This is a genomic window from Roseivirga sp. 4D4 (assembly GCF_001747095.1).
GTDB lineage: Bacteria > Bacteroidota > Bacteroidia > Cytophagales > Cyclobacteriaceae > Roseivirga.
The window spans coordinates 2,669,038-2,692,012 of record NZ_MDGP01000001.1; the positions used below are offsets into that span (position 1 = coordinate 2,669,038).

Consider the following 22,975-nt stretch of genomic DNA (forward strand, 5'->3'; position numbering starts at 1 on the left):
ATCCATATGTCACTCTCATTGTGGCGGGTCACACACCTGTGGCTAGCTATAATCAGTACGATATTTCTTCTGATAGCGTCCATAACAGGCGCTATCTTGTCTTTTGAACCTATCTATCAAAAGACACATTCCTATCAGGTGAAAAAAGCCGATGACTTACTATTAAGCAAGGCGATCACCAACATCACAGCACAACACGAGGAGGTGCTGAACATATCTCGTGACAAGAATGGCTTTGTCTCTATTCAAACTATTGATTCAGACACTCCTTTTTATGTCGATCCATTCACAGGTCTGAAGATTGGTGACCTGATCCGAACCCCGAGAATCTTTGAGTTCAGCCGTACCCTACACCGATCCCTATTCTTGGGTCAGATCGGAAGATTTCTCATTGGCCTGGCCTCTGTCATACTCATGTTTATGGCACTCAGCGGTTTCTTTCTGATCCTTAAGAAGCAAGGAGGTCTCAAAAACTACTTTTCGAAAGTCATCAAAAATGACTTCTACAAAGACTATCATACGCGCCTCAGTCGTTGGCTCATTTTATCTATCATAGTGCTTGGCGCCACGGGCACCTATCTGTTTATGGAGCGGTTCAATTTGGTTGTCATACCTCCACTCGATCACTCAATAGATGAGGCCCGACTCACGGAAGAACCTAAGCAAGCCCTATCCTCTTTTGAGGCATTCAATACCTATACCCTCGAAGATCTAAGAGATATCAACTTTCCATTTGCAGAATTTCCTGAGGAATACTACGAAGTCAAACTGAAGAACAAGGAGCTCCTTGTTAACCAATTTAATGGGGAAGTAATCAGCAAGCTTGACTACCCATTTGTGAAGCTGGCCTATCAAATGAGCTTTAATCTTCATACGGGTGAAGGCACCATTATTTGGGCGGCCATATTAGGTCTTACCTGCATCGGCATTCTATTCTTTATCTACAGTGGTTTTGCCATTTACCTGAAAAGGGATAAAACCAAAATTGTGAATCCTTATGGCAAGACGGAAAGCCAGATCGTCATCTTGGTGGGTTCAGAACAAGGGAGCACCATGAGTTTTGCGATAGCACTACAAAAGAGCTTACTCAAATTGAAGCATAAGGTGTATCTGACCGGCATGGACAATTATGAGCCCTTCAATAGTATGGAGCATCTGCTCATTTTGACCTCCACCTATGGTGTGGGTGAGGCACCAGCCAATGCAACGAAGTTTATTGATAAGGTTCAGCAATTAAAACAGTCACAGCCATTCCAATACTCGGTTTTAGGCTTTGGCAGCACTGCTTATCCTGACTTTTGCCAGTTCGCCATTGAATCCGATGATCAATTAAGTCAGGTCTCAGAGGCGACCGAGTTAGTACCCTTGCACAAAGTGAATAATGGGTCCAAAGACGAGTTTTTGAACTGGATCAATGCTTTAGGAGCAAAACTGGGTCATGAAATCGTGATTGACGAAAAGGATCTATCCGTTCCAAAAAAGAAGCAGTCGACATTCAAAGTGCTTGACAGACGTGATTCTCCCAATGCGGCAGATCAAACATTTCTGTTGGAGTTGAAAGCTTCGAAGCGTAAGCTCAAAGCATATCAATCGGGTGATCTCCTATCGATTGTGCCTCCGGAAGAAAGTCGTGAACGTTTGTACTCCATGTCGGTGGATCGTGAGGCATCAACGATTACGCTCAGCATCAGAAAGCACGAAATGGGCCTCTGCTCTAACCATTTGAGTCAGGTAAATCCAGGGAGCAAAGTTTTAGGCAACTTAAGGGCAAATCCAGACTTCCACTTCCCCAAGGAAGCACCAGGCATCATTATGATTGCTAATGGAACCGGCATCGCCCCTTACCTCGGCATGATCAATGACAGTTCTCTCAATCAGCACATTTCACTCTTTTGGGGAGGGCAAAACAAGGCTTCTTACCAACTCTATGAAGATCAATTGGAGAAAGCCAAGGCATCGGGAAAACTCAATAAAGTCATCACGGCATTTTCCAGAGAAGGTGACGAGAAACAATATGTTCAGGATGTTATTGCCAAAGAACTAGAGTCAATTACCACCGCGCTGAGCCAGGGCCATGTCATCATGATTTGTGGTGGACTTAGCATGCAGCAAGCAGTAGAAAAGGTACTGGCTGAGCATCTCAAGAAAGGATCGGGACTCACTCTTGATCACCTGAAAATGTGTGGTCAAATTAAGACCGACTGTTACTAATCAAAATTCATCCTAGTAAGTACAAAAAGAAAGAGGAACACTTGCGCGCTCCTCTCCACCATTGATTGTATGAAACAATTTAACTAATCACGATATGTGTTTATGATCTCTGTTAACTCTTGCTGAATCGCTTCACTGTCATAAGCATCTGCTTCCAACACTTTATCTCCAAGGGCGAAAATTCTCTCGTACATCACCTTCTCGTCTACTTTTCGCTTAAAGGTTAACGTGCTTTTTGAAGCAAAAACTTCATCCCATACCTGTCTTACATCAGACCAGTATTGCTTGTTTTTTGCCCACCAATCCTGAGCGTCTTTACATTCGCTGTCATCAACTTTGGTATAGGTATTCCAACCCTTCTCTTGAGCCAATAGCTTATCGCCTTTCTCTGATCGGATGACCTTATCATTGTCCTGCTCATGCACCCAACCTTCTGGTGTCAACTCCTGACGATTGGTTCTCACCATTAGATTGTAATCTGTTCGCTTAGAATACTCACGTCTTGGAAGAGGCGAATCAGCAGTATTCTCCCAATAATGTCGACCATCTACATGTACCCAGCTGGCAGAACCTTCGTAACGAAGACTACCATCTACCTGATAGACTTTTTGTGACCACTGGCCTTTGACATCCTTCTTTGAAAGTGCTTTATACTTCCAACTGTTGTCCTTATCGTAGGTATAAAAGTCTGTATTTTGATAAACCCAGTCCTGTCGCCAATGCTTCACGATCGTCTTAGGCGCAACAATCAATAGGTGTTGTAAAGAGACCTTATTCTTATCCTCTTCCACCAATTGAACCCACTCTAAACCCTTCGACTTATAGTTTTTATGGAACTCATAGCGTCTGTCTGGCGCGAAGGTCTCGGCAAATTCGAACCTCACCTTGTAGCATCCACACATTTCCTTGATAGCAGCAACATCCTGCTTCTTTTTGCTTTGTGCCCAAGTACTCATGCTTATGACACATAGGGCGATCATTAGTAATTGTTTCATATTAAATCGTATTGTATTCGTCTCTTAAATCTTTTGGCTTATTCCTCTAGTAGGTCATATTGGAATTGCGGGTTTCCTCGCTCTCCGGACTGTGCATCGACAAGTCTCGTGAAGCGGAGTTTATAGTAGTTCCCACCAGCATCTTTCACCACATAGAATATGTCATCCTTAATGCCGGTTTCGATGTTTGATCCTGGCTGCGCTACATTTCTCCAGCCGCTGCCAATAGTCGCTACTTCCGTAGAAAAATCTAGTGCTCCGATGCCACCAATCGCAAAGTCCTCATAAGTAGTACCAGCAGTGATCTCCACCATGGCCACTTCTACCCTATTGGCATTAATCAGAATGTAATCTCTGATGGCATAAGGGATAGAGATATCCGTACTCACTGGTAATAGGCTGGTGAAAATGGTGAAAGTGAAATCCCATTCATTCTTTTCAGGAACAGTGGAGATAATCCCGTTATCAAAGCTCACAGGAACGAAATCGACCTCATCATTTTTAGCGATGGTCAATTCCTGATAGTCTGTGGCATTGATCTCAGCGTACTGAAGAGTATAGCCATTTGAGCTTCTCAAGGCACGGATTTTCATCCATCCTCTAGGCGAACCGTTCGGGTTCTTGCCTCTGTTGACAATATAGACTTGGTTGTCATCAGCAGTGGCAGAAACTTCGGCAATCGCAGTCTTTGTCAGGTCTCCTGACGGATCATCAGACCAAGTCGCAGCACTGAATAACCATGCCGGTGGTGGGCCAAATAGGGCACCGAAAATAGCATCAATATTGAGCTGTGCACCAAAGCCCGCAGTATCGGCTGCCGTCACATCATTTAGATCATTCTTATCGATTGATCTGGCCAAGGTACTGGCTGAATTATTCAGAATCACTCTGAAATCGGCACCCGTATAGAAGCCTAGGTCCCAAGAGTTTCTGGCCACAGAAGTCTGGCTTTCTTTTGATAGGTCGATAAAGACTTGGTTCGGCTGCTCCGGACCACCTACGGAAGGGTCAATAATGGCTCCTGTAGCCGGTGGATCGATAGTCGGGGTGTCATCGTTAGAACAAGCTGTCATGGCTATTAAGGCAATGACGGCCAGGCAATAGGTTACTCTTTTTTGTATCATTTTACTTTAGATTATAGCTTAGTTTTAAGAAGTAGGACCTTCCATAAGATATGGGTACTGAAGGCCCTCCAGAATGGGCTCCTCCGCCCACTCCTGAATTATTGATATTGATTACATTTAAAATATTTCTTGCGCCCAGTGTCACTTCAAAGGCATTGCCCAAAGGCTGAATAATGGTAGCGTCTAGCCAATGGAAATCGTTGATTTCTCCTATGCTGACCACTTGTTGATTTTGCGCATTCGTCTCTGTGAAGTAGGACTGCAGTCTGCCTGTATACTTATAGAAAGCATTGATGGAAGTGCGACTTTTAGGAAGCTGATAGGACAAGTTGGCATTGAACTCGGGTGAATAGAAGAAAGTCGTAAGACCTTCCTCAGCCTCTGAAATCTGATTGAAACGACCGATATAAGAAAAGCCTACGTTGGCCGATAGTCGACCAATCTGTGCCTGCTGCGTGAGCGTAATACCTTGGGTTTTAAAACGCTGAATATTCAGGTAAGTGGTGCTCGTGACATCATTCACATTCTGACCCAGAGAAATCTGATCGCTGATGCTATTATAGAATAAGTTGAGGTCAACCTTCACCTTGGTCGAGACGATTTTATAGCTCGAAATGGTATTCAGGCTGAAGTGATTTGAGGTTTCGGGCGTCAAGTCTGGGTTTCCGAAAATCCTGTGATTAGAATCGACAAACTCGAAGTAAAGCTCTCGTACCGATGGCGCTCTAAAGCCTCTGCCGTAAGAGAACCTGAACTGCAGGGCCTCGCTTTGATGGTACTTAAACTGTAGTGACGGAATCAGCTGGCTACCAAAAGCACTATTGGTGGTAAAGCGAAGCCCAGGCCTAAAAGTGGCTTTGGCCAGAGGCCTCCATTCTGCGGAAGTATAAACCGCATATTCTTCGATACCCTGCGCAGCATCCAGGATTCGGCCGCCACCAACGCGTTCCAGCGAGATCTGATATCCTACCTGTAGATCAAAAGCATTCGCTGGACTCAAGAAACCTGTGCCTCCAAACTCCCAAACCCGATAGGTACTCAAATCCTGATCACCATCTCCACTGGTCAGTTGCTCCTCTCCAGTGACAATGTTCTTGCTAAAACGCCTCTTGTTTCTTTCAAAATCTGAGAAGGAGGCAAAGGCAGTATATCTATTCAGGAAGGGCAGCCTGCCTTCTGCCTGAATCTGATGGGAATAACGCCTTGAATCATAGGTTTCATCAATGGCGAAAGGCTGGTTTTCACCTGAGGGTAAAAAGTTGTTCTGCGTGGAGCCAAAGTCTTCGATCAATTCATTGAGGGCATCGAAGCGATAATGCAGCGTATGATTTCCTCCCTGGTACTTCAATAGACCATTACCCAACCATTGCCTCTTCGGATTCCATTCATGCTGCCGAAGACCAGCACCCCCTTGAAAACCGAGAAAATCATTATGCTGGGCACTTACCAATACCGACCAATGCTCATTCAGTCGGTGATTAAGGCTTAGGGACTGCACATGCCGACCCGCATCCAGTCCGACTTCATTGCCAGCGGTCTCTGACTGAATATCCAATCTGACTTCTGTGACTTCTTCAAAATCCTTTTTGGTGATCAGATTGATAACACCAGCCAATGCATTCGCACCGAAGTTCACGGCCATGGGGCCTTCTACAATTTCGATTCGCTCGATATTCTGGAGGTTGATCTGGCTTAGATCTGCGCCATTGCCATTCCCCGATCGGTTGACCAATGGAATACCGTCTACTAAGATCTTTACATTCTGGCTTGAAATACCCTGAAGGCTAATGGACGAACTGCCAATCGCCAAATCCTGACTGACTCGAATATTGAGTTGATTGCTCAGCACCTCTTGCAGGTTAAAAGCACCCCGCTGCTTGAACTCTTTTGAATCGATGGTTTGTACCCTGAAAATGGAATTGCTGGCCGCCTGAGGATTGAACTGCCCCGTTACTACCACCTGATCCAATTCCTTAGCTTTTGGCACTAGCGCAAAGGCCCTAACCCCTTCTGCATAAAGCGTATCACGATAGACTTCATAAGCCAGGTGGCTTGTCTGAATAAGGATAGGAAAAGGAAGATTTGCCACCACTGCTCCCTGGGCATTCGTTACTTCGACAGCACTTTGGTTTCCGTTCAATGACTGCAGCTTTACCACAGCCCCAGACACTGGCTTTTGAGTCTCAATATCCCTAAAGAGAAGCCCTTGGGCCAAGGCCTGAGCACCCAATAATGTGCTTATAATAAAGATCAGTGCTGCTTTTTGCATTTATTTAGAATGATTCTTAATAGATGCAAATATAGAGGGCGGGTGCTCCACCGGAAATCACTAGTGCTGGTATAAGTGAATCACTAGTGCTAGTATGCGACTCACTAGTGTTAGTAGTTTAGTCCATGGATGATGCCCGAGTTCGAAATATGGTCTTAGCGAGATGCTAAGACCAGTGGGGGCCTAGGTAACTGGTTTTAAAGATCAGCACGCACTGCAAGTGCGCACTAGGTTTAAAAACCCTGGTTCGCACTTGCAGTGCGGACCTATCTTCAATTTAAATAAAATCAATCTCTAGCTCTCCAACCTCACCAGCATACTGACGGGCTGAGGAATAGACATAATCCACAGACTCATCTACTATTCTCTCAACAACTGGGTTCTGATGGATGTAATCCAGTTTCTGTGCCAACATCTCTCCTGATAGTATTTCAATTGGGTGAAACCCGTCTTTCCATAATTTATACTCACTGCCTCGTTTCTTTCTATTCGCTTCATAAGAAAACTTATTCAGCAACCATTCCCGTCTACTCTCATTGATAGCTTTGATTTCATGAATCAGTGCTTTGGATGTGAATGTCTTAAAATCTCGAATAACATCAGGAAGTGAGACATCATCTTTCGTACTGACCAACAAATGAATGTGACTGCTCATAATTACATAAGCGTGAACTTTCAAACCCTTACGTTCAATGCAATACCTAAGTGAATTGATAACAATGTCCTTGTAAGTAGGTCGAACAAATAAGTCTACCCAACCAACTACAGTGCAGGTAATAAAGTAAACTGCTTGTGGATTACGAACCTTATACTTTTCGGACATGACTTAATTTAATCATAAAGCATAAGATCGTCCACTTATTAAATGTTCGATCGTACCTGGTTCGCACTTGTAGTGCGGACCCATCTTACAAATTACAATGTATTTTAAGATCAGCACTCACTACAAGCCTGCCTGTCGGCAGACAGGTGAGCGCTAAGACAAGAGAGTTAAAGGCTAAAATAAAAAACTAAGTATGAGACAAACAGCTAATGTCCACCAAATTCCGAGAATAACTTTGACTCCGGTAAGGTGTACCTCATCTGGTTCGCACTTGTAGTACGGACCCATATTACAAAGTATAATGTCTTTTAAGATCAGCACGCACTACAAGTGCGCGCTAGAGCAAAGCGCTAGGGTCAGAGCCTATCCCACATTCCCGATCACCTGCATGGTTTCTAGGTGCGGTGCTTCACTACCACCTTTGGGTTCGATGGTCACAGCAAAGGCGACTGCCTGGGAGGCAGTATTCTTCATTTTGATCAGTCCTTCAGCACCTAAGTCAAAGACTCCGGCATCCACCGGTTTGCCGTCAATAATGGCCCATAACTGATATTGCTGATCTTCGGACAGGGTTTTGAGGTTTTGGATATTGAGGAAGAGTTCTTCGGTCCGTTTGTTCCAGAAAACACTGGCCGAAGCTTCAAGCGCATTTTCCGTGCCTGCCATGGAAACCCTCAAAAACTCTGTATTGCTCATAATCGCCAAGTCACTCTCAATACCTTCCAGTCTTTGGTTGACCTTGTTGTATTGATCGGCCATCAGTGTATTGCTGCCTACCAATTCCGCATAAGCCTCATTGGTAGACTTCCACTTGGCACGATAGTCATAGGCCATATAGCCGCTGATTAAGGCGAGCGCGACAGAAGCGGCTACCAGATACTTCCAAGACGATGGCTGTTGCATGGCTACCACTTTAGTTTCCTTGGAAGGAGTTTCGGCAGGTGCCGCATCTTCAATACCAGATAATATGGCATCCTTCAAGCCTGAAGGTGGCGCCACGGCCGTTTTCATAGCAACAGCTTCCAAAGACAGCTCGATTGCTTCAAGTTCGGCTTGCAGCTCAGGATATTGGTTCAACATATCCTCCACGCCTTTCCGTTCTTCAGCAGAGAGGGTGTCAAGGGCATAAGCCTCTAAGATTCCTGACGATATGTACTTTTTTATATCCAAGCTATTCCAGTCGCTTTCTTAAATGTTTTAATGCAGATCTCAATCTGGTTTTGACCGTTCCCAGAGGAATATCAAACTCTTCAGCGATCTCCGAATGTGTAAAACCTTCGAAATATACTTTAAGCAAAACAAATCGCTGCTCTTCTGCCAGGTCATTCATGAGTTCTTTTACACCAATGCCATCAATGGGAAGTTCGCTTTGATTTTGACTATCAATCGTATATACGTAGTCATCAATCGAATCAGTTTTAGCCGATCGGTTGATTTCTTTGGACCTCACCTTATCGATGGCCGCATTTCGGGCCATGTTGAGCATCCAGGTAAAGAAACGCCCCTTTTTGGAGTCGTATTGATCTATTTTATTCCAGATTTTCATGAAGATGTCCTGCACGACTTCGGTAGACAGCTCTTCACTCTGGACAATTCTCTCCACAGTACCATACAAAGCGGCCCCGTACTTATCATAGAGATAAGCCAGGGCCTCTTTGTCCTGACCTTTGAGCCGGAGAACTAATTCGTTCTCGTCAATATGGTTGGGTACAGGAGAAATATATAATCTTGTTTACAAGTGAATTACTTCATCGTAAGCCGCAGCTGCAGCTTCCATCACTGCCTCAGACATAGTAGGGTGAGGGTGAACCGTCTTGATGATCTCGTGACCTGTTGTCTCCAGCTTTCTAGCCGCCACAACTTCAGCGATCATCTCCGTTACATTGGCACCAATCATGTGTGCCCCTAGCCACTCACCATACTTAGCATCGAAAATTACTTTTACGAAACCATCGCTAGCGCCCGCAGCTTTTGCCTTACCTGATGCTGAGAATGGGAATTTACCCACTTTCACATCATAACCGGCTTCCTTGGCTGCCTTTTCAGTATAACCGACAGAAGCAACTTCAGGGCTACAGTAAGTACAACCTGGGATGTTATTGTAATCCAATGGTTCAGCATCCATGCCTGAAATCTTCTCTACACAGATAATACCTTCGGCCGAAGCAACGTGGGCCAAAGCTGGACCATGAACAATATCACCAATCGCGTAAACACCAGGGATATTGGTTTTGTAGTAATCATCTACGATCACTTTGCCTTTATCCGTAGCCACACCAACATCTTCCAGACCAATGCCTTCTAGGTTGGTAGAAACGCCTACTGCAGAAAGTACTACATCTACTTCAAGCACTTCTTCGCCTTTCTTAGTTTTCACATGCACCTTGCACTTCGCGCCTTTGGTATCTACCGAAGTCACCTCAGAGCTGGTCATGATTTTCATCTTAGACTTCTTGTAGGTTCTCTCTAATTGCTTAGAAACTTCCTCGTCTTCTACAGGAACAATACGATCCATATACTCAACGATGGTCACTTTAGTACCAATAGAATGGTAGAAGTAAGCGAACTCAACACCAATAGCACCAGAACCCACAATCACCATGGACTCAGGCTGCTTGTCCAATACCATTGCTTCGCGGTAACCGATAATCTTTTTACCATCGATCGGCAGGTTAGGCAATTGTCTTGAACGACCACCTGTTGCCAAAATGATGTGATCAGCAGAATAGTCTACTTTCGAACCGTCTTCCGCAGTCACTTCTACCTTTTTACCGGCTTTCAGCTTACCGAAACCAGCAATATGATCGATTTTATTTTTCTTGAATAGAAACTGGATGCCCTTGCTCATACCTGCAGCAACGTCACGGCTTCTTTTCACCATGCCGTCAAAATCGGCCTCAGCTCCTTCAATCTTGATTCCATAATCCTGTGCATGCTGCACATATTCAAATACTTGAGCACTCTTCAAAAGTGCTTTGGTAGGAATACATCCCCAGTTCAGGCAAATTCCACCTAGCTCTGAACGCTCAACCACACCTACTTTCATACCGAGCTGAGATGCTCGAATCGCTGCCACATATCCTCCAGGGCCACTTCCAATGACTATTAAATCGTATTTCGTTGCCATATTTCTATTTGATTTTTCTCGTTTTGAAGAGCCGCAAAGTTAAGCCAAATCCAATGACAAAAAAATACTGGAATTGTATGAGTTAATCCTTTTGGTTTTATTTGAAGATTGATTTCGGTGAGCACAAAACCGAAAGCTTAATTTTTGACTTCAAAACAATTTATATGGGTCTTTTAGATGGAAAAACTGCTTTAGTAACTGGTGCTTCAAAGGGCATTGGCAAAGCAATAGCAACTGCCTATGCACAACAGGGTGCAAATGTGGCTTTTACTTACCTCTCAAGTGTTGAAAGAGGACAGGCATTAGAAGCCGAACTTGCTGCCTTTGGTACTAAAGTGAAAGGTTTTCGTTCCAATGCAGCTGAATTTGATGCAGCTGAGCAACTGGTGAATGATGTAGTAGCCGAATTCGGTTCGCTCGATGTCATCGTAAACAACGCAGGTATCACACGTGATAATCTCTTAATGAGAATGACAGAAGAAATGTGGGACGAGGTGATCAACGTGAACCTTAAGTCTTGTTTCAACACCGTGAAAGCGGCCACCAGAACAATGATGAAACAACGTGCCGGATCGATCATTAACATCACTTCTGTAGTCGGTGTGAAAGGAAATGCAGGTCAAGCCAACTATGCTGCTTCTAAAGCGGGTATCATCGGTTTCACCAAATCAGTCGCCCTTGAACTAGGCTCAAGAGGCATCCGATCTAATGCTATTGCTCCCGGTTTTATCGAAACGGAGATGACAGATCAGTTGGATGAAAAGACCGTTCAGGGATGGAGAGATGGTATTCCATTGAAGCGTGGTGGTTCACCTGAAGATGTGGCCAATGCATGCGTTTTCTTAGCATCAGATATGTCTGCTTATATGACAGGACAGACCCTTGTTGTAGATGGCGGCATGATGACCTAAGCGCCATTCATAAAATTCATTTACAATTTTCGAATCGGTTAATGGCTTATTTACGTTGTTATGCGTTATACTGTCATTAACCGATTTTACTTAGGCTTCTAAGCATTGTATAACCTTTCTACACTCCTTTCCAAGATTTCACTTCAGACAGAGTTCTCATCGTGGTTTATACCATTATGTCTGTTGGTTGGTGCAGGATATGCAGTACTGTTATACACGAAAAACTCTCCTTGGAGCAAATCTGTTAACCGACTCTTAGCAGGACTTCGCTTCGCCCTGATCAGCATCATGTGCTTTTTGATTTTGGGACCTCTGCTGAATCAAATCGAATTCTTTGAGGAAAAGCCGATCGTTGTACTGGCGGTAGATGATTCTGCTTCCCTACCCGATGGTTATGATTCCACCCAATTTATTGAGGTAAGAAATCAAGTGGCTACTATGGCCGATCGATTAGAAGATGCCGATCTTGATGTCCGTATCAGGGGAATAGAAAGCTATTATGACAATGCTTCTGACATTCAGTTCGATCAGCAAGCGACCAACCTTCATGGTATACTGAAAGGCGTTCGGCAGGATTTTGAACAACAAAACCTGGTCGGCACCATACTTTTAAGTGACGGCATTCACAATTATGGCAGTTCGCCACAATTCCTCACCTTGAACTACCCCGTTTTCAGCGTGGGTGTAGGCGATACCATCCCTGCGCGTGATCTGAGTATCAAGCGCATTAACTATAACAAAGTAGTTTATCAGGGTAATCAATTCCCTTTGGTAGTAGACATTTATAATAATGGTTATGTAGATGAGAATGTCAGTGTCGAAGTAAGAAAGCGAGGCGCTTTGGTGAGTTCTCAAAACCTCAGTCTCAAGGGTGATCAGGAAGTGAATAGCCTCGAATTTATTCTGGATGCGGAGACCATTGGCGTTGAAGCCTATAATATTGTCATCGTACCAAAAGAAGGCGAAAGCTCTACCGTCAACAATACCAGAAGGGCCTTTATTGAGACAGTTGATAGCAAACAAAAAATACTGATCGCTGCGGCATCGCCTCATCCTGATGTGAAAGCCCTGAAAAGCCTGATTGAATCAAAAGAAGGCACGGAAGTGCAAATCTACCTGGACGGCATTACCGAAGATACCCCTGACGGACCATTCGATTTGCTGATCATGCATCAGCTTCCTGGCGTCACAGATTTACCTCCTTGGTTAAACAGTTGGCTTGACAAAACGAACACTTGGTTTATTACGGGTACCGGGTCATTGAACACCATGAACCAAACCAATCCAGTGATTAGCTATCAGAGCTTCGGGCAATCTGATCTGGTTGGTGGAAACTTGAACCCCAATTTCGAGCTATTCTCTATTGACGAAACACTCCTTAGTCGAGGAAGAGACTATCCACCGATAAGAGCCCCTTACGGACAGTTTACCTTGAAAAACAATGCCAATATCTTCCTCTATCAAAAAATTGGTAATGTGCAGACCAACAGACCGCTGCTAAGTATTTACAATGGGGATGAGAGAAAGTCTGCAGTACTTTCAGGTAGTGGCATATGGAAATGGAAACTTCAGGAAAGTGGCCTGTATGAAACCCCTGAACTGTTTAATGAATTGTTCGGCAAGCTGATTCAATACCTGGCAACCAAGGACGACAAGAGAAATTTTAGAGTCAGTACCACGGAAGAAAGCTATTTCGAAAGTGAGCCTGTGGAATTCAATACCGAAGTCTATAATGAGCTATTTGAAAAAGTCTACGACTATAATATCGACTTAAAGGTGACCAATAGTGAAAATGAAACTGTAGAGTATAACTACGTCAACACACCTACTGAGAACTATCAGTTAAATGGTTTGACACCAGGTGTTTATCGTTATACAGCCTCCACTAGTCTTGCAGGTAATCGGGAAGTGGCTAGCGGTAGTTTTGCTGTTCAGAAATTGGCTCTGGAAGACATTGACCTTACGGCCAACTTTCAACTGCTAAGGAATATCTCCAACAATTCGGAAGGCCAGTTCTTCCCTTTCAGTCAGGCCGATCAGGCAGTCGATGCCATAGAGGCGCTTAATCCAAAACCATTGGCTCGGTCCAATGAAAGACTGAATCCAATCATCCATAACCCCTGGATTCTGCTCCTATTATTGGTACTACTCTCTGTGGAATGGTTTACCCGTAAGTACCACGGAAGCTATTAAATGTTAAATCAACTTAATTTTTAGTCCCCATATTGCAACATTAAACTAATCATTTAGTTTATTTGTATATGCGCACATTACTCCTTAACACAATCGCACTTGCAGTTCTTCTTTGCTCCTGTGATATGACGGCCGTTCGTGAAGAAGCCGATGAGCATATGAAAGCAGGTGACTTCAAAGCCGCTGCCGCTGCCTACGATCGGGTCATCAAGTTAGAACCAGAAGATAAGTATGCGCTCTTCAATCGTGCATTAGCCAATGAAAAGCTGGAGGAGTTTGACAAGGCCTATGATGATTATAATACGCTTCTAAGACTTCGATTCAATTCCAGAAAAGCCACTTTAGGCAGAGCCCGTTGCTCCTTTGAACTTGAGAATTTTGATGGTGTGGTATTTGACACCAATACGATACTCAGTCTTGAACCTGATAACCTGGAAGCTCGTTCATTGCGTGGCAGAGCCTACGTCAAACTCGGGGAGTCTTATAATGGTATTGAAGACCTCGGTAAATACCTGAACGAACGACCAGATGATGTGCAGGCATTGATCAGTCGAGGTGCCGCTTGGGCTAGAGCCGGTAATGGTAGCTATGCCATTAAAGACTTTGATAAGGCACTAAAGATCGATCCTAATCTTCCAGTCGCCTATTTCAACAAAGCAGCTGTTTTTCTTCACTATGAAAATTACGATGAGGCGATAGATAACTACGATCTCGCTATAAAGAAAAACCCTGAATACACTGAGGCTTATGCGCGAAGGGGTATGGCTAAACTCGCCTCGTCCTGGCATGGTGTAAGCTCGGCCTGCGCTGACTTCAAGAAAGGAGATGCCATGGATGACGAGCTGGCTACCGCCTATATGGACGAGTATTGCAAATAATCTGATTCTCTCTTTTATTGTAGGAAATTCATCTGATATGAAGAGACTACTGAAAACAGGCAAGAATTCTTCTGCCGTCAACTTTGGACTGCTCATCTTTAGAGTCGCCACAAGTTTGATGATGTTCACCCACGGGTATCCTAAATTTCAAAAGGTGCTCAATGGTAATTTTCAATTTGGCGATCCACTGGGCATTGGGCCAGAAGCTTCCTTGATATTAGCTGCCTTTGGTGAGTTCATTTGTTCCATACTCTTGATTTTAGGACTGACCACGCGTTATGCCCTTGTTCCGCTGATGATTACCATGATTGTTGCACTGGCTACGGTACATCTTGATGATCCCTTCAGAGGGCAGGAAAAGGCATTCTTGTATCTATTGGCTTACCTGTTCTTGTTTATCACAGGCCCAGGGAAGTATTCTATGGATCAGAAACTCTTTAATTAGGGGCTATTTCGGCATCGATTTTCTTAATAATAGATTCTATACTCGCAATGCCAGCATCAAACTGAGCCTTGGTACTTGCTTTGTACAGCATTCCCCATTGGACCAAATGCCTGAATTCATCCGTCCTGATCAGTGACATCAATTCTCTTTGCTTGGCTGGTCTTAATACGGCAAAGTTGAGGTTGGGAGCAAATGGAAAACGATCGATTGTAAATTTGATCAGCTTGTTTTTGACATGGTCAGAATCAATGCTCGTCCATTCATGAATGTTTTCATAAGAACGCTCATACAAGCCAATGATCTCTTTTGAAAGGCCATCATTTTGAATGATATAAGTTGTTCCCAAGCTTTTCATTTCCTGATAAGTGATATCCTCAGGATTGAAGGGTAAGTAACTCAAAAGGGTCACGACATCCAGTGCGGTACTATCCTTGAATGGTGCATCGTTGGGCAGGAGAATCAGTCTTCTGGCAGATTCAATCTGCTTTGACATAAGTTCTGACCCAGCAGATAGAATAGTGCTGTCATTAATGAGGTTGGCCTTAAAACTCTTTAACAATTGCACTTCTTGTCTCTCCTCCTTTTTCTGCTGCCTGTACTCATTCAGTACAAAGGATACGGAAATACCGATGATCAGAATCATCAGCTCTGCCAGGAAGTATTTGATGTTTCGGGAAGATCCATTCTTCTTCATAATGAGAAAGCTAAAAAACAATTTTCACACTCCATAATGGTGAGCGGTATTAAAAACTCAGGCTAAATCCTTTAATTTCAAACCAAATACTTTTTCAATGGAAACTACCCTGGCTGCACATGAGGAATGGAGCCCTCTTAGGAAAATCGGCTTCAGATTTATTTTTATACTCTTCCTCCTATTCATTCTTCCCTTCCCATTCACTATCCCTTTGAATGTCTTCAATGAGTCTTGGCTCGACACTCAATTCAGTGACTTCTGGACTTGGGTCACCAATCTGGTTGGGACAAAACTACTGGGCTTAAAGGAGCTTTCCAGTACTCCCACAGGTAGTGGAGACATGTCCTTTAATTGGGTGCAGTATGGTCTTTTTACCACGCTAGCATTAATTGGGACCATCATCTGGTCATTGATCGACAAAGGCCGAAAGAACTATTATCGCCCTTGGCGCTGGTTTGTACTCATCACCGTCTATTACCTGGTTTTCTATATGCTGCTCTATGGCTTTATCAAAGTCTTTTGGCTTCAAATGCCACAGCTAAGGATAGACCGATTACTCAGAACATATGGCCAATCAAGTCCGATGGGACTACTCTGGACATTTATGGGTGCGTCCAAGACCTATTCCGTTTATGCCGGAATGAGCGAAGTGATCGCTGGTACATTGCTCATTTTCAGGAGGACCAGAACCCTCGGAGGACTCGTCACCTTCGGGGTAATGTTCAATGTCTTTATGCTCAATATGGCCTATGATGTGCCAGTAAAGCTTTTTTCAGCACAACTGATGTTCATGGGGCTTTATATCGCTATGATCGACCGAAAGGCCATTTTCGGTTTGTTACTCTTCCAAAAACCGGAGAAGATCACCCCATGGCCACCCATGTTTAAGACTCAATGGAAAAAGAACGTATTGCTACTAATTCAGGTACTACTCGTCTTCTATTTCTTCCAGTCACAAATCAGTCGGGACTTGAGGAGCAGGAAACAATATGGAGAGCTAAGACCCAAATCAGCGCTATTGGGTCTTTATGATGTAGAGCATTATATAAAAAATGGAGACACTTTACCTCCACTATTGACGGACAAGGAAAGGTGGCAACGCCTCATCTTTGAAGATCCAAATCGATCGATTGCCATATTTATGGACGATAGGGTCAGGTACTATTCAAGTACGATCGACACCGTTGAAATGACCGTGACTTTCACCATTGGAAGAGACTCGCTCAAAAAGGAATATCCCCTATCCTATCAGAAGCTAGATGATGGCCTTACCCTAAGTGGAGTTTTTGAGCAGGACACACTACAAATGAAGTTGAAGACCTATGATCTATCCAACTTCTATCTGACCAATCGAGGTTTTAATTGGGTAAATGAGGTCCCTTGGCACCGATACGATCCTAACCCGAAGCCCAACTGGTAGACTAAAGCGACCAATTCAATACAGTTCTTGACCATTTCGTTACTCTTAATTTGATTAATTAAACAAATGTTAATTATATTCGTCACCATATTATAAACAATTGTTAATTATATGAGTGAATATTCCCTTGGATCACTAGAAGAGACCATTCTGGTGATTGTATTAATGAAAGAGGAGAGTTATGGTGTTGAGATAGCCAAAGTCTATGAGAATCATGTCAAACAGAGCATATCGCTCCCTGCCATCCATATTGTACTAAAGCGACTGGAGAAGAAGGGTCTGGTAAAATCTTCATTTGGTGAGCCCACGCCTGAGCGGGGCGGCAAGCGAAAGAAGTATTATCAGGGTACGCCAGCCGGTTACCGAATCGCTCAAGAACTCCAGCAACGCAGATCAGAAATGTGGTCGCTGGTTCCCAAAACATCATTACAGTATGGCCTCATTTAAGAGCCCTCCACATTGGGCCTTACGGCTTTTACAATACATCTGCCCCACTGACCTGGTCGAAGAAGTGGAAGGAGATTTATATGAAGCCTTTCAGTGGCGCGCTACTGAAAAGGGGATCTCCTATGCACGCAGAAAATACATTTTCGAGGTAATCAGATGCCTCAGGTACTTTAGAATCAAAGTTCAAACTCAAAATAATAGTGTCATGTTAATCAAGAATTATTTCAAAATCGGCATCCGGTTTCTATGGAAAACCAGAGGCTATTCCAGTCTCAACATCCTGGGCCTCGCTCTGGGAATTGCCATCAGTTGGCTCGCTTATATCTTCGTCACAGACGAGCAATCATTTGATGGCTTTTATGCCAATGGCGATTATGTCTATAGACCCACTGCCACTATGAGCAGTGCGGATCGTGTGGATCGCTTTGCCGGTTCTTCTTATATCATGGGGGAAGAATTTCCCAATCAGATACCTGAAATCATCAGGAGCAGTCGGTTCAAAAATGCCTCAACCTTGGTGAAAGTGAAGGACGCCTATCAGCAAGAGTCCTTCCATTATGCCGATCGTGATTTCTTCGAAATATTTTCCGTGGATTTTCTCATCGGCAACCCTGGAGAGTTTACTGATCCACTCTCGATAGTAGTTTCAGAAGCTACTGCCGACCGCCTTGGTATTGCAAAAGCGAGCGGCCAACAAGAGATCACCGTCTCAGCAGGAGAAGAAGATCAGACATTAAAAGTAGTTGGCATCTATAAAGATTTCCCACTGAATACTTCTATCAGGCCGCAAATCATCTTCCCCTTTTCTAGCTGGGCTGCTGACAACGAGCGTAGAACAAAAGTCTGGTTCGACATCAACATGAACTCCTTCTTTCAAATCGACCCCAACTCAAGTGCTGAAGTGGTTGAACAAAAGATGAATGACGTCTTTCCAGAAGATCCGGAATTGGAAGAAGTTGAGGTTCGTTTAGGGCTTCAGGCATTGACGGATATACACCTCAACCCTGAGTTCGGTACAGGCAATGGCATTGCGGCCAGAGGGGATAACGAATTGATTACCATTGTGACCATCATTGGAATATTCTGCCTGCTGATCGCCTGTGTAAACTACGCCAATTTCGCTGTAGGTAATTACATCATCCGATTGAAAGAAGTTGCGCTTCGCAAAGTATTCGGAGCTGAAAAGACTTCGGTATTCAAGCAGTTTGTGGCAGAAGCATTTATCTCGGCCTTTCTCGCCTTAATCTTATCAATAGTGTTTATGGCACTGATGCTACCAGGTTTCGCTCAATATGCTGAGAAAACCTATACACTCGACATCATCTTTAACAGCGAGGTGCTCTTTGGTGGAATGCTCATACTCGTGGTGGTCACCTTGCTTTCTGGCATCTACCCTGCGCTATTATTATCACGTTACAAAACCATTAATGGGCTCAAGGGCAAATCGAAACTAGGAGGTAAAAACTATTTGGCCAAGGGCCTGATCACCCTTCAGTTTGCCATTTCAGCCTTTCTAATCGCGGGTATGCTTACCATGAATGGTCAGCTCAGTTTCTTGCTGAATCATGACCTCGGCTATTCCGGAGAAAAAGTGGTGCGGATATTCAGACCCATCCAAGACGCACAAACTAAAGAGAGCTTTAAAAATGACATATTGGCTGTTGCTGGCGTAGAAAATGTGACCATCACTTCAGGCTTTAATGGGACCAATTATAAAGATGAGAATGATGTAAGGGTAGATGTACGTCACGCTCGTATAGACCCTGATTATATTGAAACGATGGGCATAGAACTTGTCGATGGGAGAAGTTTTAGCCGGGAAATATCCACCGATGTCACGGGAGCTGTCATTGTGAATGAGGCATTTTTGGAGAAGACAAAGCTCGAAAACCCCATTGGCAAGCAAATCTATTTCGGTTATGGCGAGTTCCAAAAGCCAACCATTGTGGGCGTTGTTAAGAATTTCAATTTCGAGTCTTTACGTTCTGGAGTAGATCCTCTGGTCATGTGGATGGGTGATCGACTGCTCACCTATAATACCTATATCAAGTTCTCAGATATCAGTCAAGACAAGATAGCCCAGATAGAGGCGATCCACGACCGATACTTCTCCCCTTATCCGTTCAGCTATGGTTTCGTGGAAGATGACATTGCTAATCGATATGCTTTAGAGGCAAGTATCAAGAAGATTGCCCAGGTAGGCTCGGCAGCGGCTATATTCCTTTCCTGCCTTGGACTCATGGGTTTTGTGGGCAACCAAATCCGTCAGCAAATGAAGGATGTGAGCGTCCGAAAAGTCGTTGGAGCTAATGGCAAGCAAATCTTTGGCCTCTACCTCAGCAAATACATCTGGCTTTTGTTGATTGGCGCAGCAGTGGGACTTGCCGTGGCAGTTAGTATAATGACGGACTGGCTGAACAACTATACCTACAAAATTGACTTTGGCTGGACCATTGGCGCTGCGGCTCTAATTACCGTTTTGGGAGTAGCGATATTGACGGTATTCTCTCAGTTATACAGAGCACTGCGTGCCAATCCGATTACTTACCTAAAGGAGGAATAACAACACCACTCATCAGAAAAACAGGCCTCAAAGTGTGATTCAACACCTTGAGGCCTTTTTGTTGCTTAAAAAGTAATTATATTATATGATCACTTTTTAAACTTATTCCATGACAACTGCCGGATATTCAGGCACACCTTTAGCCAAAAAACTCGGAATAAAGGATCAATACGCTTGCCACTTTTTGCAGATCCCTGAGTATTACTTCAACCTATTCGAAGCAATGCCCGACATAGAAGCCATCGAAGAACCGAAGGCCGAGAGCGTTGACTTTGCTCATGTATTCCTTATGTCTCAGGAGGGTATGAAATCTCTGATTCCGCCTGTCAAAGATTACCTCAAGAAAGACGGCTCCCTCTGGATCTCGTGGCCAAAGAAAGCCTCAAAGCTCAAAACTGACCTTGATGGTAATGTGATCAGAAGTTTTGGCTTGGATATCGGACTGGTAGATGTCAAAGTAGCTGCCATTGATGACATCTGGTCTGGACTAAAGTTTATGTACCGAGTAAAGGATAGGTGAACATTCAATTATTTTTTAGCATAAATTCATAGATGAACAATAAAGACCGCACAAAACCCTATCTAGTAATCGCTATTATCTCAGTGGCGATAATCTGGGCTGGAGTCACTTATCTAATTTATCTCAAATCTGGCTCAATTACTGTATCCGGCTCAATAGGAGACTCCTTTGGGGCCGTAAACGCCCTATTTAGTTCCCTTGCCTTCGCTCTACTAATCTATACGGCAATGATGCAGAGAAAAGAATTACAACTGCAAAGAGAAGAACTCAACCTAACGAGAGCAGAATTAAAAAAATCGGCAGAGGCGCAAGCTCAAATAGCTGAAATAAATAGAGAAACAATTCAGATGCACAGAGTTACACGTATGGCCGAAGTAAGGCCAGAGGTAAGACTTAAAAGTAAAAACCAAAATAAGACCAGCTTTCATGTTGAGTTTGCATATTCATTTGAAATTTTAAAGAACGACCTAATCTGGAACGAGTTAGAATTTAAAAGTAGTTCACAAGACGCAAGTGCAAAGAGCAATACGCAAAAGAGTATTAGAAAACTTGTGGGAGAGTATATTGTCCTAAGAATAACAGTTCCATTGAATTATGATAAAATTGAATGCTCAATAGGACTTAGGTTCTTTGATATTGAGGGCAATGAATATGTATTGAATTGCAGTTTTCTAACTGGGGAACTTCATGTGCGTCCCATAAGTCAATTGTTAAAAGCAAAGGATATTACAGTTGGTAGTTTTAAACTTGAATCTCCAGGTCTAAAATGAATTCGTTTACTAATTTTGCCCCATGCAAAACGATCCGGAATTAAATGGTAAATACCTCGGCTCTATCACAAAGGATTTTGTAGTGGTGGCCGATACCTTGAAAGAGGCATCTTATCAAGTCAGAAAAAGAGGCTTTTCTGATTTTCCCATATTCCCAATTTCACAAACTGATATTCCCATTGGGCAATTGCTTATTGGTCGCAATGAACTGAACACCGAGTGGAATTATCACATCACCTATTTAGATGAGTTTGTACAGCGCAAACTTGTTGAAGATGAGAACGCTTTTAAGCAGGCTTTCAAAAATCCAGATGAGTTTTGCTGCCTTTTTGTAGTGGACCAGACCTTTACCAACTTCTTATTCGTACCGTTCCCAGAAGACGAATAACCAATATGGCTTTTCAACCGTTGTCTTATAAAAGTCAATATGGAGGCGGTAGCTCAAGAAAACAAAACACTGGTCCGTAGCTTGCTGGGCAAGCTCGAAGAAGTAGGTCAGAATATTACCTGGAGAATTAACAATACCTACAGCAATGGCATCGACAATACCGTCCTTGAAATTCAAATTTTTGAGAACAAAATTCAGACCGGACGCATTGCCTTCCAACTAGAAGACGGCCATGTAATCAATTATCGGTACAAAGATCTTGAAAAGCGACTTCCAATCCAGATTATGGATATGCTTCTGGATGTAATTGGCTATGAGTTAGATCATGCCTAACCTGCTGACCTAGCACTAACATACTGATCAATGTATTCATCGAAGGCCTTCATTAGCCTTTTCGTTCTATCTCCTACCTCCCCATTTCCTATAAGCTGATCATCCAGTTTCACCACAGGCATCACTTTCTTATTGGTGCTGGTAATAAAAACCTCCTCAGCCCTGAGCAGCTCATCCAAACGAATTGGCCCGATCTTAACATTGAATAAAGATTCAGCACATTTGAGTACATTTTTACGGGTCACTCCTCCAAGTACGCCTTCTCTATTGGTTCTCAATTTATCGCCTTCAAAAAAGTAGATGTTACTTCTGGATACTTCCGAAACGAATGTTCCGTCATGATAGAGAACATCCGTATGACCTTTGGCCAACCATCCCTTTTGGAGTGATAGTGCCTGAGCATAATAGGTAGACTTTACTTCAGGGAAATCTCTGTGATATTCGAACAGCATCAGACTAATCCCTTTCTCAAAGAGTTCAGCCATAGGATCCTTATGAGGGTTGTTGAGAATGATAATTTGGGGATTGCCAGGCGAAAAGCCATCTTCTGATTCACCCCCGGTGACAATGATTTTAAAATTGCTTGCCGAAAACTGATTCTCTGAAATCAGCTTCTTAATCACCTTTCTAATCTCATCTCTTGAAATGGGCAATTCTAAGTTGATCTTATTGGCGGAGTTCTCGAGACGATCCAGATGATCTTCCAAAAAGAGTGGAACATTGCCGATCGCCTTAAAGAAATCGAACACTGCATAGCCTCTTAAAATACCCACATCATCAATTGACAAATTAATTAGACGCTTTGGCACAAAGTTGCCGTTAAAGTAGTGAACCGTCTCTTTCATCTTCGTATTGGTTTGCCCA

General features: G+C 43.5%; 21 protein-coding genes. 12 read left to right on the plus strand and 9 right to left on the minus strand.

What is annotated here, in order from left to right:
• The first annotated feature begins 6 nt into the window (after positions 1-6).
• Positions 7-2,211 (plus strand): PepSY domain-containing protein, encoded by a 2,205-nt coding sequence (locus BFP97_RS11745; RefSeq protein WP_069842607.1) that lies wholly within the window; start codon positions 7-9, stop codon positions 2,209-2,211.
• 83 nt (positions 2,212-2,294) lie between these two features.
• Here the strand turns inward: BFP97_RS11745 and BFP97_RS11750 are convergent, their stop codons facing one another.
• The 7 genes from BFP97_RS11750 to lpdA all read right to left on the minus strand — a co-directional run bounded on the left by BFP97_RS11750 (position 2,295) and on the right by lpdA (position 10,549).
• Complete coding sequence (locus BFP97_RS11750) at positions 2,295-3,206, minus strand: DUF6607 family protein (protein ID WP_069842608.1); 912 nt, start codon at positions 3,204-3,206, stop codon at positions 2,295-2,297.
• Between the two features lie 38 nt (positions 3,207-3,244).
• Entirely contained in the window at positions 3,245-4,330 is a 1,086-nt protein-coding gene (locus BFP97_RS11755; protein ID WP_069842609.1) for an HmuY family protein, read from the minus strand.
• 1 nt (position 4,331) lies between these two features.
• Positions 4,332-6,599, minus strand: a complete 2,268-nt coding sequence (locus BFP97_RS11760; protein WP_069842610.1) for a TonB-dependent receptor plug domain-containing protein — start codon at positions 6,597-6,599, stop codon at positions 4,332-4,334.
• A gap of 277 nt (positions 6,600-6,876) precedes the next feature.
• Positions 6,877-7,422 carry an REP-associated tyrosine transposase gene (locus BFP97_RS11765; protein ID WP_069842611.1) on the minus strand — a complete coding sequence of 182 codons (546 nt, stop codon included), beginning with the start codon at positions 7,420-7,422 and terminating at the stop codon, positions 6,877-6,879.
• A 363-nt stretch (positions 7,423-7,785) separates the two neighbouring features.
• Positions 7,786-8,592 (minus strand): anti-sigma factor domain-containing protein, encoded by an 807-nt coding sequence (locus BFP97_RS11770; RefSeq protein WP_069842612.1) that lies wholly within the window; start codon positions 8,590-8,592, stop codon positions 7,786-7,788.
• Between the two features lies 1 nt (position 8,593).
• On the minus strand, positions 8,594-9,142 hold the full coding sequence (locus BFP97_RS11775) for an RNA polymerase sigma factor (protein WP_317039351.1): 549 nt from the start codon (positions 9,140-9,142) through the stop codon (positions 8,594-8,596).
• Between the two features lie 12 nt (positions 9,143-9,154).
• Positions 9,155-10,549: a dihydrolipoyl dehydrogenase gene (lpdA, locus tag BFP97_RS11780; RefSeq protein ID WP_069842614.1), complete on the minus strand. Its 1,395-nt coding sequence runs from the start codon at positions 10,547-10,549 to the stop codon at positions 9,155-9,157.
• A 164-nt stretch (positions 10,550-10,713) separates the two neighbouring features.
• Between lpdA and fabG the strand changes: the two genes are divergently transcribed.
• From fabG to BFP97_RS11800, 4 genes are all read left to right on the plus strand, one after another.
• Positions 10,714-11,460 carry a 3-oxoacyl-[acyl-carrier-protein] reductase gene (gene fabG, locus BFP97_RS11785; RefSeq protein WP_069844289.1) on the plus strand — a complete coding sequence of 249 codons (747 nt, stop codon included), beginning with the start codon at positions 10,714-10,716 and terminating at the stop codon, positions 11,458-11,460.
• Positions 11,461-11,565: 105 nt separating this feature from the next.
• Positions 11,566-13,653, plus strand: coding sequence for a VWA domain-containing protein (locus BFP97_RS11790; protein WP_139135282.1), 2,088 nt, complete (start codon positions 11,566-11,568; stop codon positions 13,651-13,653).
• A 68-nt stretch (positions 13,654-13,721) separates the two neighbouring features.
• Positions 13,722-14,531, plus strand: a complete 810-nt coding sequence (locus BFP97_RS11795; RefSeq protein WP_083262523.1) for a tetratricopeptide repeat protein — start codon at positions 13,722-13,724, stop codon at positions 14,529-14,531.
• A 37-nt stretch (positions 14,532-14,568) separates the two neighbouring features.
• Positions 14,569-14,976 carry a DoxX family protein gene (locus BFP97_RS11800; RefSeq protein ID WP_069842616.1) on the plus strand — a complete coding sequence of 136 codons (408 nt, stop codon included), beginning with the start codon at positions 14,569-14,571 and terminating at the stop codon, positions 14,974-14,976.
• Here the strand turns inward: BFP97_RS11800 and BFP97_RS11805 are convergent.
• Positions 14,969-15,670, minus strand: a complete 702-nt coding sequence (locus tag BFP97_RS11805; RefSeq protein WP_069842617.1) for a hypothetical protein — start codon at positions 15,668-15,670, stop codon at positions 14,969-14,971. The two genes, BFP97_RS11800 and BFP97_RS11805, sit on opposite strands and share 8 nt — an antisense overlap.
• 97 nt (positions 15,671-15,767) lie before the next feature.
• On the opposite strand from BFP97_RS11805, the gene BFP97_RS11810 reads away from it, so the two are divergent.
• The 7 genes from BFP97_RS11810 to BFP97_RS11840 all read left to right on the plus strand — a co-directional run bounded on the left by BFP97_RS11810 (position 15,768) and on the right by BFP97_RS11840 (position 22,111).
• Positions 15,768-17,090 carry a hypothetical protein gene (locus BFP97_RS11810; RefSeq protein ID WP_069842618.1) on the plus strand — a complete coding sequence of 441 codons (1,323 nt, stop codon included), beginning with the start codon at positions 15,768-15,770 and terminating at the stop codon, positions 17,088-17,090.
• Between the two features lie 111 nt (positions 17,091-17,201).
• Positions 17,202-17,537 (plus strand): PadR family transcriptional regulator, encoded by a 336-nt coding sequence (locus BFP97_RS11815; RefSeq protein ID WP_069842619.1) that lies wholly within the window; start codon positions 17,202-17,204, stop codon positions 17,535-17,537.
• Positions 17,524-20,100: an FtsX-like permease family protein gene (locus BFP97_RS11820; RefSeq protein WP_069842620.1), complete on the plus strand. Its 2,577-nt coding sequence runs from the start codon at positions 17,524-17,526 to the stop codon at positions 20,098-20,100. The genes BFP97_RS11815 and BFP97_RS11820 overlap by 14 nt, the downstream gene beginning before the upstream one ends.
• A gap of 109 nt (positions 20,101-20,209) precedes the next feature.
• On the plus strand, positions 20,210-20,620 hold the full coding sequence (locus BFP97_RS11825; RefSeq protein WP_069842621.1) for a DUF3052 domain-containing protein: 411 nt from the start codon (positions 20,210-20,212) through the stop codon (positions 20,618-20,620).
• A 32-nt stretch (positions 20,621-20,652) separates the two neighbouring features.
• Positions 20,653-21,390: a hypothetical protein gene (locus BFP97_RS11830; RefSeq protein ID WP_069842622.1), complete on the plus strand. Its 738-nt coding sequence runs from the start codon at positions 20,653-20,655 to the stop codon at positions 21,388-21,390.
• A 22-nt stretch (positions 21,391-21,412) separates the two neighbouring features.
• A complete protein-coding gene (locus BFP97_RS11835; protein WP_069842623.1) occupies positions 21,413-21,778 on the plus strand; it encodes a hypothetical protein in 366 nt (121 codons plus the stop codon).
• Between the two features lie 39 nt (positions 21,779-21,817).
• Entirely contained in the window at positions 21,818-22,111 is a 294-nt protein-coding gene (locus tag BFP97_RS11840; protein WP_069842624.1) for a hypothetical protein, read from the plus strand.
• On the opposite strand, the gene BFP97_RS11845 is transcribed toward BFP97_RS11840, so the two are convergent.
• Positions 22,108-22,956, minus strand: coding sequence for an aminotransferase class IV (locus tag BFP97_RS11845; RefSeq protein WP_069844291.1), 849 nt, complete (start codon positions 22,954-22,956; stop codon positions 22,108-22,110). The two genes, BFP97_RS11840 and BFP97_RS11845, sit on opposite strands and share 4 nt — an antisense overlap.
• Positions 22,957-22,975 lie beyond the last annotated feature (19 nt).

Coding starts and splice junctions, on each gene's coding strand:
- BFP97_RS11745 (WP_069842607.1), top strand. CDS start 7: ATGTCACTCTCATTGTGGCGGGTCACACACCTGTGGCTAGCTATAATC.
- BFP97_RS11750 (WP_069842608.1), bottom strand. CDS start 3,206: ATGAAACAATTACTAATGATCGCCCTATGTGTCATAAGCATGAGTACT.
- BFP97_RS11755 (WP_069842609.1), bottom strand. CDS start 4,330: ATGATACAAAAAAGAGTAACCTATTGCCTGGCCGTCATTGCCTTAATA.
- BFP97_RS11760 (WP_069842610.1), bottom strand. CDS start 6,599: ATGCAAAAAGCAGCACTGATCTTTATTATAAGCACATTATTGGGTGCT.
- BFP97_RS11765 (WP_069842611.1), bottom strand. CDS start 7,422: ATGTCCGAAAAGTATAAGGTTCGTAATCCACAAGCAGTTTACTTTATT.
- lpdA (WP_069842614.1), bottom strand. CDS start 10,549: ATGGCAACGAAATACGATTTAATAGTCATTGGAAGTGGCCCTGGAGGA.
- fabG (WP_069844289.1), top strand. CDS start 10,714: ATGGGTCTTTTAGATGGAAAAACTGCTTTAGTAACTGGTGCTTCAAAG.
- BFP97_RS11795 (WP_083262523.1), top strand. CDS start 13,722: ATGCGCACATTACTCCTTAACACAATCGCACTTGCAGTTCTTCTTTGC.
- BFP97_RS11800 (WP_069842616.1), top strand. CDS start 14,569: ATGAAGAGACTACTGAAAACAGGCAAGAATTCTTCTGCCGTCAACTTT.
- BFP97_RS11805 (WP_069842617.1), bottom strand. CDS start 15,670: ATGAAGAAGAATGGATCTTCCCGAAACATCAAATACTTCCTGGCAGAG.
- BFP97_RS11810 (WP_069842618.1), top strand. CDS start 15,768: ATGGAAACTACCCTGGCTGCACATGAGGAATGGAGCCCTCTTAGGAAA.
- BFP97_RS11815 (WP_069842619.1), top strand. CDS start 17,202: ATGAGTGAATATTCCCTTGGATCACTAGAAGAGACCATTCTGGTGATT.
- BFP97_RS11820 (WP_069842620.1), top strand. CDS start 17,524: ATGGCCTCATTTAAGAGCCCTCCACATTGGGCCTTACGGCTTTTACAA.
- BFP97_RS11825 (WP_069842621.1), top strand. CDS start 20,210: ATGACAACTGCCGGATATTCAGGCACACCTTTAGCCAAAAAACTCGGA.
- BFP97_RS11830 (WP_069842622.1), top strand. CDS start 20,653: ATGAACAATAAAGACCGCACAAAACCCTATCTAGTAATCGCTATTATC.
- BFP97_RS11835 (WP_069842623.1), top strand. CDS start 21,413: ATGCAAAACGATCCGGAATTAAATGGTAAATACCTCGGCTCTATCACA.
- BFP97_RS11840 (WP_069842624.1), top strand. CDS start 21,818: ATGGAGGCGGTAGCTCAAGAAAACAAAACACTGGTCCGTAGCTTGCTG.
- BFP97_RS11845 (WP_069844291.1), bottom strand. CDS start 22,956: ATGAAAGAGACGGTTCACTACTTTAACGGCAACTTTGTGCCAAAGCGT.